Genomic DNA, 15,969 nt, shown 5'->3' with positions numbered 1-15,969 from the left:
TTTATTCCCCTCTTTCCTTTGCCATTACAGTCGAAATCGTACTTTCGATATACGCCATTCGTTTCTCATCGATCGCTTCACCAGTAATCTCTTCATAAAAGGAAGCAAATAGCTCTGTATGAGATTGTGTTTGCTTTTGGCGAATTTGTTGTAAATCTAGTAAGCTCTTGGTTGTAGAAAATCCAACCCGCTCTAATCGTAAAATATTCGGATACACTTTCCTTAGCTTGTACATCGGATCCATTATCTGTCCCTTGTCGAGAAGGCGGATGTGCAAGTAATCCTCATTGTTTTCTAGTGGATTGGTAAGAAGATCCTCAAAATATCCTTCCACAATACGCATATCATGCTTCGGTACTAACGGAATAGCTTTTAACTCACACGTTCCATCAGCGTCTAGTTCAATAATGGTGACAGACTTCTTATGAGTAGCTTCAGAAAAGGAGTATTTTAAAATCGAACCACTATACCTTACCTCATCTCGCTTAATACGCTGTGGTTGATGCAAATGTCCTAACGCAACATAAACAAAGTCTTGAAACAAATTCGCATCAACATATGGAGTTCCACCAATCATCGATAATCGCTCCTCTGATTCAGACTCCATTCCCCCAGCTACAAAAGCATGTCCTACAAATAGGTGACGTTCCTTCATGTCATGATGCTCTCTAATATAGTTCGTTACGGCTTCCATTGCTGTTTGATGGGAATGAATCGTATCATCGTTAAATAGTTCCCTAGCCTCGGCAGGCTCAATGTATGGAACTAAATGAAAGTAAACAGGACCATGCTCGTCTTCTATAACAACAGGCTCAAGACTTCTACTTAGCCTGGTTTCAATATAAAGCCCTTGTGAGCGGAATAATTCCGTGCCAAATTCTAAACGTTCTGGACTATCATGATTACCAGAAATCGCTAATACTGGGATCTTTATGTCTGTTACAAGGGTTGTTAATACGCGATTTAATAAATCTACAGCTTCCTTTGGTGGAATAGCTCTATCATACAAATCGCCTGCAATTACTAACACATCCGGGTTCTCTGTTCGAATGATGTCTACTAACTGATCAAGAATATACGCTTGTTCCTCTGTCATATGAACGCTATTCACAATCTTTCCAAGATGCCAATCAGCGGTGTGTACTATTTTCATACTACTTTCCCCCTTGTGATTTCTTCTTCTATTTTATCATGTTTCGTTACTCTACAGTATATTGCTTTCTTGATAAACAAACAAATGTTCGTATATAATAAGGATGAGGTGATAAAATCGTGAATGATAGAGGATCCATCAAATGGACTTCATTAATGCTCCCTGAGCATGTAGAACTCCTAAAATCTATATGGAGTGAGGATAAACGTATCCAACGGCCTCTACTAGATGAGCAGGAGCTTGAGCTAATAAACAATCAAATGATCGAGGCGTATCAGGACAATCAGCTTATTACATTAACGTATTACCAAAGCGGGAAAATGTTAGCGATTAGTGGGACGATTCAAAGGTTCGATCAACTAAAGCAAAAGGTTCTCTTGAAGAATCTAAACGAAGAAATACTAGCTATTCCATTTAACGATATATATCGTATTCAATCATAGTAATGGGTCTGTCTAATCGACAGACCCTAGTTTAATCTTTTTCTTTTATTACATATATTTCCCACAGCGAGTCAAATACAGATATCGCATTGGTGAATGGACTATTCCATTCTAAATACTCGCTAATTTCGTCATAGTTATCAGAGTGCCTCGGAAAATTATGATCCTGAAACATCCAATCTGCCAGTTTACTTTCCTCATCTGGCTTCTTTTTTCCACGATAGCTCATCATAAAATGATAGAACGAGCGCATATAAAACACCTCAAAAATATAAATTAGCCTTCCATAAATTCACGATGCTTCTTCTCTTTCTTTCTATATACCGTAGTAGAAAGGTAAATACTGATTTCATATAATAGAAAGAACGGAATTGCAACGATTAATGGTAAAATAAAGTCTGGTGGTGTAACCATCGCAGCAACGATAATCAAAATAAAATAAGCATATTTTCTCATTTTTCGCATCGCGTTTGGCGATAAAATGCCAATACTAGTTAAAAACATCGCAATAATTGGTATTTCAAAAATAATAGCAAATGGTAAAGTAATGCGAAAGACGAACTTAAAATACTTTTCTACCGTAAACATTTCATTAAACATACCATCATTTAGTGATAATAAGAATGGTAATATTAAATTGATAAACATGATATAACCAACAACTAGTCCACCAACAAACAGCAGGAAAATGACCGGGATATACGCTAAGGATGCTCTTCTTTCTTTAGGCGTAAGCCCTGGCTTAATAAACAACCAAATCTGCAAAGCTAATATTGGAAGAGTAGCAGCTAATGCAACGATTCCAGCCATAGTAAATTGCACCCAAAACACTTCTCCTAAACCAATTACTGCTAGTTTAAAGTCAATATGACTCTCAAAAAATCCATAAATATCTCTAACATATACAAAACCTATAATAAAAAACGCAACAAAGAAGAGAGCAGTTACCACTAACCTATTTCTAAGCTCCGCTAGATGACCAGTAAAATTCATTTCTTTCTCTTTATTCTTACGCGCCATACAAAACACCCCAAGAGTTCAAATGCTGTATCAAATTTCATTATACTAATACTTGTTATAAAAGCTTGTCTATATACGGTATACTAGGAATCCTCACCATGATCTGGCAAGAAAGAGATCACAACAGAAAAGAAGATGCAAGGTTATCCACCTTACACCTTTAGTTAGTCATTTTTAATCGTTGTATTTACTTCGTTAACCGGCTTTTCTTGCTTGTTATCCTCTGAAACAATGTCCTTTGCAGCATTGCGAAACTCGCGTAATGAACTACCAAAAGCCTTTCCGATTTCAGGTAGTTTCGACGGACCAAAGATGACTAATGCAACAATAAGAATTAATATTAAACCAGGTACACCGATACCACTCATTGCTGTTCACTCCAAGTAATTTATTTATTATCCTTACCTTGCGTAAGATCTTTTGCATCCTTAATTTCTTCCGTTACATCTTCCGTTAAATCCTTTGCAGATTTCTTGAACTCCTTTAACGTTTGACCAGCGGCCTTTCCGATTTCAGGTAGTTTTTTTGGACCAAAAATAACTAAAGCAATGATTAGGATTAAAATTAAACCTGGAATTCCAATAGGACCCATATTGACACCTTCTTCTATCAAAATTAGTTTCATTATAGTTTAAAACACTTACAAAATATATGTATCAAAAGAAACGCTCACAAAACGTTCATAAAACAAAGATGGTTACATCATTATAACCACCTTTATTTTATCAGTTAACAGTAGAATAAACAACCACCAAGCAAATTAACGGATTCGATCATACTGAATAAAGTAATAATCATACGGATTCTTCTCATCCTTTATCCCTTTAACAGTAGAGGTTTCTCTCCACATATCAGATGAAAAGGTCGGAAAATAAACATCTCCTTCAAATTCCTCATCAATTAAAGTCACATACATACGGTCTGCATATGGAAGGATGTCTTTAAATAAAGCACCGCCACCAATGACAAATAACTCTTCATTAGGATTCTGTTCCTTCATTTCGATAATCGTGTCCATATCGTGAATTAATTCTACACCTTCAGGAAGTGTTATATTGTTTCTGCTTAACACAATATTTCTCCGGTTCGGTAGTGCTCGTCCAATCGAATCGAACGTCTTTCTTCCCATGATAATCGTATGGCCCGTCGTTGTTTCCTTGAAAAATTTCAAATCATTCGGTAGATGCCAAGGTAAATCATTATTGGAACCAATGACACGATTACGATCCATTGCAAATAATAGTGATAACAAGTAAATTCCTCCTTACACCGCAATAGGCGCTTTAATGGTAGGATGTGGGTCATAGCCAATTATTTCAAAATCGCTAAGTTCAAAATCAAAGATTGACGCTTTTTCTTGGTTCAATCTAAGCTTTGGCATTGCTTTCATCTCTCGAGTTAATTGTAGTTTTACTTGTTCTACATGATTCCCATAAATATGAGCATCTCCCAGTGTATGGACAAACTCCCCAACTTCAAGACCTGTTTCATGTGCAATAAGATGGGTTAATAATGCATAACTAGCGATATTAAACGGCACTCCTAAAAATACATCTGCACTGCGTTGGTAGAGTTGACAAGATAGCTTACCATCCGCTACATAGAATTGAAATAGCGTATGACAAGGCGGTAATGCCATATTTGGAACCTCTTCCGGATTCCAAGCAGATACCATATGTCTACGAGAATTTGGATTCGTACGAATGGCTTCAATTACCTCTTGTAGCTGATCAATCGTTTCATTTTGTGATGTTTTCCAAGCTCTCCATTGCTTTCCGTATACAGAACCAAGGTCACCATATTTTTCTGCGAATTGGTCATCTTCTAATACTTTTTGCTTAAAATATTCCATTTGTTCTTCATAAACTTCATTGAATGCAGGATCTACCTGACTGCGATTCCCAAAATCGGTCATATCAGGGCCAATATACTCATCACTTTCTACCCATTTTTTAAAAGCCCATTCATTCCAGATGTTGTTATTATTTTCTAATAAATAACGGATATTAGTATCCCCTTTAATAAACCATAATAATTCACTTGCAACTAAACGAAACGGAACTCTTTTCGTCGTTAGTAGTGGAAAACCTTCTTGTAAATCAAATCGCATTTGGTGACCAAATACGGAATATGTACCAGTATTGGTTCGGTCATCTCGTTTTGTACCATTAGTTAATATATGCTGACATAAGTCTAGATAAGCTTGTTCTCCTGTTATCATTACGAGCTCCCCCATATCTTCTTCATTTTTTTATATTGTACCATAATAATCTTGTAACATAATCGTAATTCATATTTTCTATATATTTGCAATAAAACTAGTTAACAAGAGTCCAATCGAAAGGGGTATTAACGCATGTTAAATGGTACGGTTGAAAATTTAGCCAAGAATACATTGTTATACAGCTTTGTTCTGAGTCAACCATTTGCCCTTTACGCAGGAGCCTATCCTATTATTGGAAATAAAACATTATTAGAAGCGAATCAATTAGAATATGGTGATCACGGAGAAGCAGTTCGTATTTTACAGTATAAATTAAATGAGCTATCGTATTATGACGATAAAGTTGATGGAGATTTAGGCATTCTAACCGAGCATGCTATTAAAAAATTTCAACGGGATCACAATATTACGATTACCGGTCAAGCAGATAAGGAAACGATTATTGCGCTTATTGAAGTAGATATTGAACGACATATTAAAAGGCTAGAAAAATTATCAGATAAAGTATACCCAGGTCTTCACAGTGAGGATGTTAAAATTATTCAGGAATCCTTACAGTACTTCGGTTATTATGAAGGTGAAATTGATGGAATGTATGGCCCGTTAACTAAACAGGCTATCGAAATTGCAGAAGAAAAACATGATATTGATTTTCTTGATGAAGCACCGCAAGAATCCCTTCAAACAATGTATAACCAAGAAAGACAACAAGCAACAATTAGCAATTCTAGTACAGAAGCAGAAACAAAGTCCAACACAAAGGTAAAAAATGTTACAGCGCCAGCAAATTATACTAGTATAATCCAAGCGGCTCAGGATCATATCGGAACTCCTTATGTTTGGGGTGGTAGTTCACCTGGTGGGTTTGATTGTAGTGGCTTTTTACAATATATTTATAGCGTAAATGGTGTCACTATTCCGAGAACAGTAAGTGACATTTGGAACTTTGCCACTCCGGTAAATTCACTATCAGTTGGAGATATCGTTTTCTTTGAGACATATAAACCAGGCCCGTCTCATGCTGGAATTTATATAGGGAATAATCAATTTATCCATGCCAGTTTAGAAGGTGTGGAAGTGAGTAATATGGACGAATCCTATTGGCAAACCCGATACTTAGGTGCGAAGCGGATTGATGGCTAAGCATTAATGAAGGAGAGCGGTATTCGCTCTCCTTCATTACAATTTTATTGATACGATTACTTCCCGTTTATCCCCATTCTTCGAGAAATTGTTCGATAAAGGCTTCAACAAATGCATGTCTTTCCTCAGCTAGTTTTTTAGCCGCATCTGTATGTAACGTATCCTTTAGATGTAAAATTTTATCATAAAAATGCTGTAATGATGTATCCTGCTTTTCTACATCATGATACATTAGCCTTCCCTTCGCCCCTCCATATGCAAACGTTCTTGCAATACCAATTGCACCAATGGCATCTATTCGATCAGCGTCTTGAATGATTTTTCCTTCTATGGACGATGGTATTTTCCCTTTACTGAAAGATATGTTTTCTATTGCTTGATGAATGGCTTGAATATCCTCCTTAGAAACCTGTATAGAAGTCAAGAATTTGTCCATATCGTTAAGGGCTCTTGCAGGGGCATCGAACAATTTATGATCTCCAACATCATGAAGCCAAGCACCTGATACACAGATAAAAGTGTTCGCATTCTCTTGTTTTGCAATTTGACTTGCAAGTCTTGCTACCCGTTTTAAATGAAAAAAGTCATGTCCGGTTGAATCTTTGCCAAAAAGTTTTTGACAATATGCTTGAATCGCTAAAATTTGTTCGTTTTGGTTCATTAAAATAGCCCTACAATCTTACCATCTTCTGTTACATCCATCTTTAAGGCGGCTGGTTTCTTTGGAAGTCCTGGCATCGTCATAATATCACCGGTTAATGCGACAATAAATCCAGCTCCGATAGAAGGGCGGAACTCTCTTATCGTAATTGTAAAGCCCGTTGGTCGTCCAAGTAATGCAGGGTTATCCGACAATGAATACTGTGTTTTTGCCATACAAACCGGTAAGTTCCCCCAGCCTTGCTTTTCAAAGAAAGCAAGCTGTTTTTTGGCTTTGGATGAAAATTCTACGCCATCCGCACCATATACGGTTTTAGCGATTTTAATGATTTTCGTATCTAATGCATCCTCTAGCTCATAAACATGCTTAAACTGTTTTTCTTTTGATTCAATCGTTTGGACAACTTTTTCAGCGAGTTCTATTCCACCTTCTCCTCCCTGAGCCCATACATTTGTCAATGCTACTTCATAGTTGCTTTCCTCACACCATGCTTTAATATATTCCACTTCATTCGTTGTGTCTGTTGGAAATTGATTAATAGCAATCACAAATGGTAAGCCAAAGTACTGGATCGTTTCAATATGCTTTTGAAGGTTTTCCATACCAGCCTTCAGTGCGTCAATATTTTCTACTGTAAGCTCATCCTTTGGCACACCACCATGCATTTTTAAAGCCCGCACTGTCGCAACAATGACTACTGCATCGGTTTCAATATTTCCAGCTCTGGTCTTAATGTCAAGGAACTTTTCCGCTCCTAAATCTGCACCAAATCCCGCTTCTGTTACTACATATTCTCCTAATTTCGCTGCTGTCTTTGTAGCAATAATACTATTACATCCGTGTGCAATATTAGCAAAAGGGCCACCATGTATGATGGCTGGTGTATTTTCGATTGTTTGGACTAAATTAGGCTTAATCGCATCCTTCAAAAGGAGTGTTAAAGCACCCTCTACCTTCAAATCTCGAGCATAAACGGGCTCTTCTTCGTAGGTATAGCCAATAACAATATTAGAAATTCGGTTCTTTAGGTCCTGTAAATCGTTAGACAAACATAGGATTGCCATAATCTCTGAAGCAACCGTAATATTGAAGCCATCCTCTCTAGGAACTCCTCGTAACGGTCCACCAAGACCGACTACAATTTGTCTTAAAGCGCGGTCATTCATGTCCATAACCCGTTTAAATTCAATTCTTCTTGGGTCAATATTTAATTCATTCCCCTGATGAATATGGTTATCAATCATAGCTGCTAAAGCATTATTAGCACTTGTAATAGCATGTAAGTCACCGGTGAAATGCAAATTTATATCTTCCATTGGAAGTACTTGGGAGTATCCACCACCAGCTGCGCCACCTTTAATTCCCATTACCGGACCAAGTGAAGGCTCTCGTAGTGCAATGACAGTCTTTTTTCCAATCTTATTCAATGCTTGTCCAAGACCTACAGTAACTGTGGATTTCCCTTCTCCCGCTGGTGTCGGACTAATGGCAGTTACTAAAATCACTTTCCCATTCGGTTTATCAGCTAATTTAGCCAAAAGCCGATCGGATAATTTAGCCTTTGTATGGCCATAGGGTTCATAATCTTCATCGGATAAATTAAGTTCTTCAGCAATCTTATGTATCGGCTTTAACGTAGCTTCTTGTGCGATTTCTATATCGGACTTCATTTTCATTCTTCTTATCTCCTTTTAACATTTTTTGCTGACCAGAAAAAAATAAAATAATACATATTTCAGCTAATAAACAACATACTATAATTATACAATGAATGTCAGTTAAATAACAGACAGATTGGATTATTCCGTATTATATACCAATTTGCAACTTGACTGACATATCAAAATAAGCTATATTTATCACAAGCAATGAAGATTTATGGATCATTAAAAGTGGTAGCTTCGAACGGAAGAAGTGGGTTGATATGATCCAGTCTTTCTTTAAGAGCTGCCTTTTTTGATACTCATTTTTCTGATTTGTATTATCACGATTACGTGAAGGTTTTAGGAGGATTATTTACATGGAAAACGGAGTAGTAAAATGGTTTAATGCAGAAAAAGGCTATGGTTTCATTTCTGTTGAAGGTGGGAACGATGTATTCGTTCACTATTCAGCTATCCAAGGTGAAGGCTTTAAGACACTAGAAGAAGGCCAAGAAGTTTCCTTCGAGATCGTTGAAGGTGAACGTGGTCCACAAGCAGCTAACGTAGTTAAAAAATAAAAAAACCTATATAATGAAGAACGGTAATCAAAGTTGATTACCGTTTTTTTATAGCTTTGGTATCGAAGTTAATGCTTTCTCCTCTGCTGGAATTCGAATCCTTAATAACAACACATGGAGTATTGGGAATACAATTGCACTTAGATACGCACCAAATAACATCGGAATCACAAAGAGTTCAACAGCTACAATAACGTAATTCGGATGCTTTATATATTTATAAGGACCCTTTTTAATTAAGGCCACTCTAGGCATAACAATGATTTTAGTGTTCCAAAATCGCCCAAGAGAGTAGATGCACCAAAACCTAGCCAACTGTGCCAATAAAAATACGAAAAAATAGAAATAACTAAAGACAACCTCCTGATTAACCAATTTCATCGATGTTTCTAAAAAGACGCTTATAAAAAACAGAATATGTAAATAAATAAACCATTTGTAATGTGCACTTCCTGTTTCGATTCCCCCTCTTGCCTTCATCCATTTCTCATTTTGTTTAGCAATAACTAATTCTACTAATCGTTGTCCAATAATAAATAAAATTAACATCCACATCCATAATGCCATTATTCATCCCACTCCAGTAATAATATTTCAGAACTAAAACCAGGCCCTAATGCACAGACAATGCCTTTATTTCCAGGTACCATATCCTGCTGTAACCATTCTCGTAAAACATAGAGCACCGTGGAGGAGGACATATTGCCATGATCTTCTAGTATCTTATACGTATATTTAAGTCTCTCTTTCGGAATATGTAATGCGTTTATCATGGCTTCGATTACCTTCTTTCCTCCAGGATGTGCGATAACACTATGAATATCCTCTACCTGTAAACCCGTATCCTGTAAAAACATTTCCATATGGGGCTTCCAAACGGTGTTAACTAGTGTAGGAATACTCTTTGAGAAAATAACTTCAAATCCTGTATTGACTACCTTCCACCCCATTACATCTGTAGAATTCTTCGCGGTATACGAGCTATAAGATTGAATAACCGGTAAGGGCTTATTCAGCTTATTGCGAAACGGAGACTTTTCTCCAATGAGTAATACAGCACTAATCCCATCTCCAAATAAAGCTGTTCCAACTAAATTACTTTTCTTATTATCTGTTTTTTGAAATGTAAGACTACACAGCTCACAAGTGACTAGCATAGCGACTTTACTTGGATTGGCCTTCAGCCAATTAAACACTCTAGATAATCCAATCGCTCCACCAGCACACCCTAATCCCCAAAGAGGCATTCGGTCTACATTAGGCCGAAATGGACGTTTGTTCATCAAATAGGCATCCACAGAAGGAGTAGAAACACCGGTACTAGATACAAATGAAAGTAAGTCAATATCCTCATAGGATATTGCCTCTGTCAGATTAGCACGCTGTAAGCAATCATCCATTGCTTGAGTAGCATAATCAATCGAATATTGCTGGTACAAGCCATTACGTTCTTCAAAGCTGTGATCCGTTAAAAACCAATCCTCCTCTACTACAAATTGTCTAGATTGGATCGAAGCATTATCAAATACTGGTAAAAGTCTCGTTACTTCCCTTTCTGAGTACTGAAAAATCTTCTGTACTAAATCTTTTACTTGATTTTGAGCTATTTCATATTTTGGTATAGCTCTCCCAACAGAACAAATAATTGTCATGGTCTCACCTTTTAAAAAGCCATTTTTGAAGTTAGTTTGTTACGCTTTTCATAATTTATTACTTATTTTTACATATTTCTGCCACATTTCATTTCGTTCTCTTCTTATAAAACGCAGTAATACCAAGGATTCCAAGGCACTATTGAACAAAAGATGAACGTTAGCTGATTGGCATTTTCTGTATTGGAAATTTGTGTATGATGAAGGTGTAATAACTAACAAATCAAAAGGGAGGATCTCTTATGCGAAATCAAGAAACAAAAAAAGCATCTGAGAAAGAAAAGCCCGAACTAAAAGGTACCTTCATTTCAGTAATGCTATTAGGTGTATTTATCATCATCAGTTGGATTGGTGCATTTGCGTTATTTATTTCGAGGTAACTAAGAAAAGGAGTGTGAATGAGGATGCATTTGCATAAGTATGAAAAAATCTGGTTAACATTTGGAATTGGTTCCCTAATTGTATTCTTAAGCGTGCTAGGTTATGGCGCATTCTGGCAAGGAACACATCCACAAAGTCATGGCGTTACAATCGACCCAAACAATATTGAGTCAAATGAAGCCTTTAAACCAGAAAACTTAGGGTTAACACAGGTAGACGATGATAAGTATATCGTAAACATTGCTGCTAGTGCCTTCTATTATGACATGGGAAAGGATGAGGAAGGAAATTCGGTGAAACACATCCGGATTCCTAAAGGATCAACGGTTCTATTCCAGGTAGCAACAAAAGATGTTGTTCACGGTTTTAATGTTGCTGGCACAAATGTAAACATGATGGTTGAACCAGGTTATGTAAGTAGTCTCGAAACCGTTATGAACAAACCTGGTACGTATACCATTGTATGTAACGAGTATTGTGGAATTGGGCATCATCTAATGTATGCCACCTTGGAGGTGTATGAATAATGCAGTTAGCAAGAAAAGTAATCGATAAACAAACTTCCGCTCTGGCATTACCTATATCTAAACCTGAATCAAGACTTTATATGTCGTTTCTATCTATTGCATTTATCTCATTATTTATAGGTGGACTAATGGGCTTACTACAAGTTTTCGTACGTACAGGAAAATTCACCTTACCATTTGGGATTGACTATTATCAAGTTCTTACCGTACATGGTGTCATTTTAGGGCTAGTCTTAACCACCTACTTTATTATAGGGTTTCATTTTTCCTTAATGGGAAAAACAGTAGGTATTTCAGATAAACAACGTAAGATTGCATGGATTGCCTTTTGGATTATGGTAATCGGTACGATTCTAACAGCTACCATGATTCTGCTTGGTGAAGCAAGTGTACTCTATACATTCTATGCACCACTTCGAGCACATCCGGTATTCTATATTGGGCTTGCATTAGTTGTTGTTGGTAGCTGGATAGCTGGATTTGTCAACTGGCATCAATTAGCTGTTTGGAAAAAAGCACATCCAGGTGAAAAATCACCACTTCTTGCCTTTATGGTTACCATCAATACCATTCTATGGTTTATTGCTTCATTAGGTGTTGCTGTAGCAGTACTCATTCAGTTTATCCCATGGTCTCTTGGATTTGCAGAAACCATTAATGTGTTGGTAAGCAGAACATTATTTTGGTATTTTGGTCATCCATTAGTCTATTTCTGGTTACTGCCTGCATATATGGCTTGGTATGCTATTATTCCTAAAATCATCGGTGGTAAATTATTTAGTGATTCATTAGCTAGAATGTCATTTGTATTATTCCTATTCTTCTCGATCCCAGTTGGATTTCACCATCAGTTAACAGAACCTGGTATAGATCCAACATGGAAGTTCATTCAAGTGGTATTAACCTTTATGGTTGTCATTCCAAGTTTAATGACCGCGTTTTCCATGTTTGCAACATTCGAAATTACTGGTCGTCGTAAAGGTGCAAAAGGATTATTTGGCTGGTTAAAAAAGTTACCTTGGAAAGATGTCCGTTTCCTAGCTCCATTTATTGGAATGGTAGCCTTTATTCCTGGTGGCGCTGGCGGAATTATAAACGCATCACACCAAATGAACGCAGTAGTACACAATACGATTTGGGTAACAGGTCACTTCCATTTGACTGTTGCTACAACCGTAATGCTAACTTTCTTTGGAATTAGCTATTGGTTAATACCGCATCTAAGAGGTCGTAAACTAACACCGAAGATTAATCGTTTAGGTATCATTCAAGCTATTGTCTGGGCTGTTGGTATGTCCATCATGTCTGGTGCCATGCATATACAGGGACTATTAGGTGGACCTAGACGCTCCTCTTACTCTGAGTATGCTGGCGGTGACCAGGTAACAGAATGGATTGGATACCAAATGGCTCAAGCTATTGGTGGAACAATCTTGTTTGTCGGTATTCTTTTAATGGTTTACATTTTTATCAAACTAACTTTCTTTGCTCCAAAGGGTGAAGAAGAATTTCCAATTGCTGAAGAGGAAGAAAATGCTGAAGCTACACCTGCTTACTTTGAAAATTGGAAATTATGGATTGGTATTACCGTAGTATTAATTCTTGCAGCATATACGATACCTTTTATTGATATTATACAACATTCACCAGCAGGATCTGTACCATTTGATTTTCCAATAGGGCGATAAATTCTATCCAGTAATGAACTGGTAGCCTTAATAAAAGAATTCTGTATCTAGATGATACGGAATTCTTTTATTAAGAAGCATATGATTAGTGAAAAACAATCTGATTTACTTGATTAGTAGGCTAATTCTGTAACAGCTATTGCTTTTTCCATAGTCTTGCCATGTCTTACTCTAACAAAGATACCGACTACCAAAATTACTTATAGCTTATAAATTTCACGATATTTGCTTGTTAAATAGTTTATTAGATAGTCTGGATTTAATCCCTCTCCAGTAACATCTTTTAAGATATCTAGTGGTTTTTTCATTTTACCATACTGATGGATATTCTCAGTAAGCCACTTACGGATTGGAGCAAAATCTCCTGATTTAATAACCTCATCTATCTGAATCGATTCACTCATTTTATCCTTAAATTGTGCTGCATACATATACCCTAATGCATACGATGGGAAATAACCGAAGTCTCCACCTGCCCAGTGAATGTCTTGCAGTACTCCTTCTTTATCTGTTGGTGGTTCAACTCCTAGGTACTCCACCATTTTCTCATTCCATAATTGCGGTAAGTCTTTTACCTCAATCTCTCCGTTAATTAATGCTTTTTCTAATTCATATCGTATCATAATATGAAGTGGGTATGTTAATTCATCAGCCTCTATTCGAATTAAAGATGGTTTGACTTCATTAACCGCTTGATAAAAATCATGTAAATCTACTTGTGCAAAATGCTGTGGTGCGTACTTTTTAAATACGTCATAATGGGATTCCCAGAACACATTATTTCTGCCTAAAAAGTTTTCCCAGAATAAGGACTGTGATTCATGAATACCCATCGAAGTTCCAGACGCAAGTGGGGTACCTTCTAATCGTTTATCAATATTTTGCTCATATAATGCATGTCCTGCTTCATGAATAATTCCAAAAACAGCCATACGGAAATCCTGTTCATCATATCGAGTAGTAATTCGAACATCATTTAAGTTGATAGTAATTTCAAAAGGATGAATCGTATCGTCTAATCGACCAGCATCAAAATCGTACCCCATACGATTTAAAATTTCTACAGAAAATGCTTCTTGAGCTTGTTTAGGAAAATGTGCCGTTAATAAATCAGTATTAGGCTTGACGGAACTTTGCTGTATCTTTTGAAGTAGCTTCGAAAGTGATTTGCGCACTTTTGGAAATACCTCATCTAACGTTTTCACTGTTACACCTGGTTCATAATTATTTAATAAAGCATCATAAATATTTTCTTTATAGCCCCAGTAATTCGCAAACTTGATGTTATATGCTACTAGCTTCTCTAAGTACGGTTGAAATAAAGAGAAATCAGCTTTATTTCTCGCCTCTTGCCATACTGCTTCCGATTTGGATTGAAGCATAACATACTCTCTATACTCATCTTCTGGTATTTTTCGATTCTTCTCATAGGTATCGAGGCACTCGAGTACTGACTTTTGAATTATTTCATCTTCCGTATTATCCTTTAATGCGTCAATGAAAGCCTTCATTTTATCAGAAACTTGCATTTGATGTATTTTTTGTGATAGATAGCCTACTACTTCTGAGCGCTGCTCCACACCTTTTTTTGGGATCTTCGTACGTAAATCCCATTGGATTAATGTTACCGCCTCACGCATTGCGTTAATTTCTTTCAGATAATCCTTAAATTCCTTTTCCATTTCCGAAATAGTTGCCATTATACTTCCCCCTTTACTTTTTTCCCGAAGTATTGATAGTAATCGGTCTTAATAAATCCATTAAATAGCTTTCTTTTTTTAGTAGCTTTTGTTCCGTAATGCTTTTCAAATGATTCAAGAGCTGTTAAAACATATACACTCCAGGATGGATGATTCTTCATAATATTCCCCAAATCCTTATACATCTTTTGTACTGCTTCCTGATCACCAATACGTTGACCATAAGGTGGATTGGCGATAATATAACCATTTTCATTACGGATAGTTAAGTCACTTACTTGCATTTGTTTCCAGGTTACTAATTCACCTAAGCCTGCTTCTAAACTGTTCGCCTTCGAAATCTCAATCATTTTATGATCGATATCACTTCCGATGATGTCTAGCTTTTGATCATAGTTGGCTAAATCTTCTGCTTCCTGAAAGGCTTCATCCCAATACTTATTGCGAATAAATTCCCATTCCTCCGCAGCAAATTCTCTATTAAATCCTGGGGCAATATTTTGACCAATCAAAGCTGCTTCAATAGGTATCGTTCCAGATCCACAAAAAGGATCAATTAACGGGAATTCCGGACGCCAGTTTGTAAGTAAAACCAATGCAGCTGCCATTGTTTCTTTTAATGGTGCTTCCCCTTGTCCAACACGATACCCTCTTTTATGTAATCCTACTCCGGATGTATCAATCGTTAATAACGCCATATCCTTTAATAACGATACTTCTACTTTATACATTGCACCTGTTTCTGGCATTTTGGATGCCATTCCATACTTTCGTTTTAAACGCTCTGCAATAGCTTTTTTCACTATCTTCTGACAATCTGGAACACTATAGAGTGTTGATTTAACCGATTTACCGGATACAGGGAATTGACCTTCCTCACTTATATACTCTTCCCAGGCCAGTGCCTTCGTACCTTCAAAAAGTTCATCAAACGTAGTCGCTTTGAATTCACCTACAACTAACTTGACCCTATCAGCCGTTCTAAGCCAAAGATTACACCTTGGAATGGCTGAGATTGGAGCTTCAAAAATCACTTTCCCATTATCCACTTCTACCTCATAACCAAGCTTCCGTACTTCTTCTGCTACTACCGATTCTAGTCCCATAGCAGCTGTTGCGATTAATTTAATATGCTTTGCCATTTACAAAATCCCTT

General features: G+C 36.8%; 19 protein-coding genes. 6 read left to right on the top strand and 13 right to left on the bottom strand.

Features of this window, described 5'->3' with window-relative positions; genetic code table 11:
* Position 1 precedes the first annotated feature (1 nt).
* Positions 2–1,153, bottom strand: coding sequence for an exonuclease SbcCD subunit D (locus ACSKT4_RS11650; protein WP_186869734.1), 1,152 nt, complete (start codon positions 1,151–1,153; stop codon positions 2–4).
* Between the two features lie 119 nt (positions 1,154–1,272).
* Between ACSKT4_RS11650 and ACSKT4_RS11645 the strand changes: the two genes are divergently transcribed.
* Positions 1,273–1,596, top strand: a complete 324-nt coding sequence (locus tag ACSKT4_RS11645) for a YolD-like family protein (protein WP_186869735.1) — start codon at positions 1,273–1,275, stop codon at positions 1,594–1,596.
* 31 nt (positions 1,597–1,627) lie between these two features.
* Here the strand turns inward: ACSKT4_RS11645 and ACSKT4_RS11640 are convergent, their stop codons facing one another.
* From ACSKT4_RS11640 to ACSKT4_RS11615, 6 genes are all read right to left on the bottom strand, one after another.
* Positions 1,628–1,849, bottom strand: coding sequence for a YozE family protein (locus tag ACSKT4_RS11640; protein WP_186869736.1), 222 nt, complete (start codon positions 1,847–1,849; stop codon positions 1,628–1,630).
* Between the two features lie 23 nt (positions 1,850–1,872).
* Positions 1,873–2,616 (bottom strand): twin-arginine translocase subunit TatC, encoded by a 744-nt coding sequence (tatC, locus tag ACSKT4_RS11635; RefSeq protein WP_186869737.1) that lies wholly within the window; start codon positions 2,614–2,616, stop codon positions 1,873–1,875.
* Positions 2,617–2,780: 164 nt separating this feature from the next.
* The gene (locus ACSKT4_RS11630; RefSeq protein ID WP_186869738.1) at positions 2,781–2,984 is read right to left on the bottom strand and encodes a twin-arginine translocase TatA/TatE family subunit; all 204 of its coding nucleotides are present in this window, start codon (positions 2,982–2,984) and stop codon (positions 2,781–2,783) included.
* Positions 2,985–3,004: 20 nt separating this feature from the next.
* Positions 3,005–3,241, bottom strand: coding sequence for a twin-arginine translocase TatA/TatE family subunit (gene tatA, locus ACSKT4_RS11625; protein ID WP_281413767.1), 237 nt, complete (start codon positions 3,239–3,241; stop codon positions 3,005–3,007).
* A gap of 135 nt (positions 3,242–3,376) precedes the next feature.
* Entirely contained in the window at positions 3,377–3,868 is a 492-nt protein-coding gene (locus ACSKT4_RS11620) for a dihydrofolate reductase (protein ID WP_186869739.1), read from the bottom strand.
* A gap of 12 nt (positions 3,869–3,880) precedes the next feature.
* Complete coding sequence (locus ACSKT4_RS11615) at positions 3,881–4,837, bottom strand: thymidylate synthase (RefSeq protein WP_186869740.1); 957 nt, start codon at positions 4,835–4,837, stop codon at positions 3,881–3,883.
* 135 nt (positions 4,838–4,972) lie between these two features.
* Here ACSKT4_RS11615 and ACSKT4_RS11610 point away from each other — a divergent pair, with 135 nt between their 5' ends.
* Positions 4,973–5,983: a C40 family peptidase gene (locus ACSKT4_RS11610; protein ID WP_186869741.1), complete on the top strand. Its 1,011-nt coding sequence runs from the start codon at positions 4,973–4,975 to the stop codon at positions 5,981–5,983.
* A 67-nt stretch (positions 5,984–6,050) separates the two neighbouring features.
* Here ACSKT4_RS11610 and ACSKT4_RS11605 read toward each other — a convergent pair whose 3' ends face one another.
* Both ACSKT4_RS11605 and ACSKT4_RS11600 read right to left on the bottom strand, forming a co-directional pair.
* A complete protein-coding gene (locus ACSKT4_RS11605; protein WP_186869742.1) occupies positions 6,051–6,644 on the bottom strand; it encodes an HD domain-containing protein in 594 nt (197 codons plus the stop codon).
* Positions 6,644–8,314, bottom strand: a complete 1,671-nt coding sequence (locus ACSKT4_RS11600) for a formate--tetrahydrofolate ligase (protein WP_186869957.1) — start codon at positions 8,312–8,314, stop codon at positions 6,644–6,646. Before ACSKT4_RS11600 ends, ACSKT4_RS11605 begins: the two co-directional genes overlap by 1 nt.
* Before the next feature lie 350 nt (positions 8,315–8,664).
* Here ACSKT4_RS11600 and ACSKT4_RS11595 point away from each other — a divergent pair, with 350 nt between their 5' ends.
* Positions 8,665–8,865, top strand: a complete 201-nt coding sequence (locus tag ACSKT4_RS11595; RefSeq protein WP_186869743.1) for a cold-shock protein — start codon at positions 8,665–8,667, stop codon at positions 8,863–8,865.
* A 48-nt stretch (positions 8,866–8,913) separates the two neighbouring features.
* Here ACSKT4_RS11595 and ACSKT4_RS11590 read toward each other — a convergent pair whose 3' ends face one another.
* Together ACSKT4_RS11590 and ACSKT4_RS11585 are read right to left on the bottom strand one after the other, a co-directional pair.
* Entirely contained in the window at positions 8,914–9,432 is a 519-nt protein-coding gene (locus tag ACSKT4_RS11590; RefSeq protein WP_186869744.1) for an isoprenylcysteine carboxyl methyltransferase family protein, read from the bottom strand.
* The gene (locus ACSKT4_RS11585; protein WP_465823428.1) at positions 9,432–10,517 is read right to left on the bottom strand and encodes a type III polyketide synthase; all 1,086 of its coding nucleotides are present in this window, start codon (positions 10,515–10,517) and stop codon (positions 9,432–9,434) included. The genes ACSKT4_RS11590 and ACSKT4_RS11585 overlap by 1 nt, the downstream gene beginning before the upstream one ends.
* A 242-nt stretch (positions 10,518–10,759) precedes the next feature.
* Here ACSKT4_RS11585 and ACSKT4_RS11580 point away from each other — a divergent pair, with 242 nt between their 5' ends.
* The 3 genes from ACSKT4_RS11580 to ACSKT4_RS11570 all read left to right on the top strand — a co-directional run bounded on the left by ACSKT4_RS11580 (position 10,760) and on the right by ACSKT4_RS11570 (position 13,113).
* On the top strand, positions 10,760–10,897 hold the full coding sequence (locus tag ACSKT4_RS11580; RefSeq protein WP_186869746.1) for a cytochrome c oxidase subunit 2A: 138 nt from the start codon (positions 10,760–10,762) through the stop codon (positions 10,895–10,897).
* A 24-nt stretch (positions 10,898–10,921) separates the two neighbouring features.
* Entirely contained in the window at positions 10,922–11,425 is a 504-nt protein-coding gene (locus ACSKT4_RS11575; protein ID WP_465823427.1) for a cytochrome c oxidase subunit II, read from the top strand.
* An 80-nt stretch (positions 11,426–11,505) separates the two neighbouring features.
* Positions 11,506–13,113: a b(o/a)3-type cytochrome-c oxidase subunit 1 gene (locus ACSKT4_RS11570; RefSeq protein WP_246521386.1), complete on the top strand. Its 1,608-nt coding sequence runs from the start codon at positions 11,506–11,508 to the stop codon at positions 13,111–13,113.
* Positions 13,114–13,313: 200 nt separating this feature from the next.
* On the opposite strand, the gene ACSKT4_RS11565 is transcribed toward ACSKT4_RS11570, so the two are convergent.
* Positions 13,314–14,813 carry a carboxypeptidase M32 gene (locus ACSKT4_RS11565; protein WP_465823426.1) on the bottom strand — a complete coding sequence of 500 codons (1,500 nt, stop codon included), beginning with the start codon at positions 14,811–14,813 and terminating at the stop codon, positions 13,314–13,316.
* Positions 14,813–15,955, bottom strand: coding sequence for a THUMP domain-containing class I SAM-dependent RNA methyltransferase (locus ACSKT4_RS11560; protein WP_465823425.1), 1,143 nt, complete (start codon positions 15,953–15,955; stop codon positions 14,813–14,815). The genes ACSKT4_RS11565 and ACSKT4_RS11560 overlap by 1 nt, the downstream gene beginning before the upstream one ends.
* Positions 15,956–15,969: the final 14 nt, after the last annotated feature.

This window comes from Ornithinibacillus liuyingii (assembly GCF_055550225.1).
The sequence above is the reverse complement of the archived record's forward strand: the minus strand, read 5'-3'. Positions and strand labels throughout refer to the sequence as shown.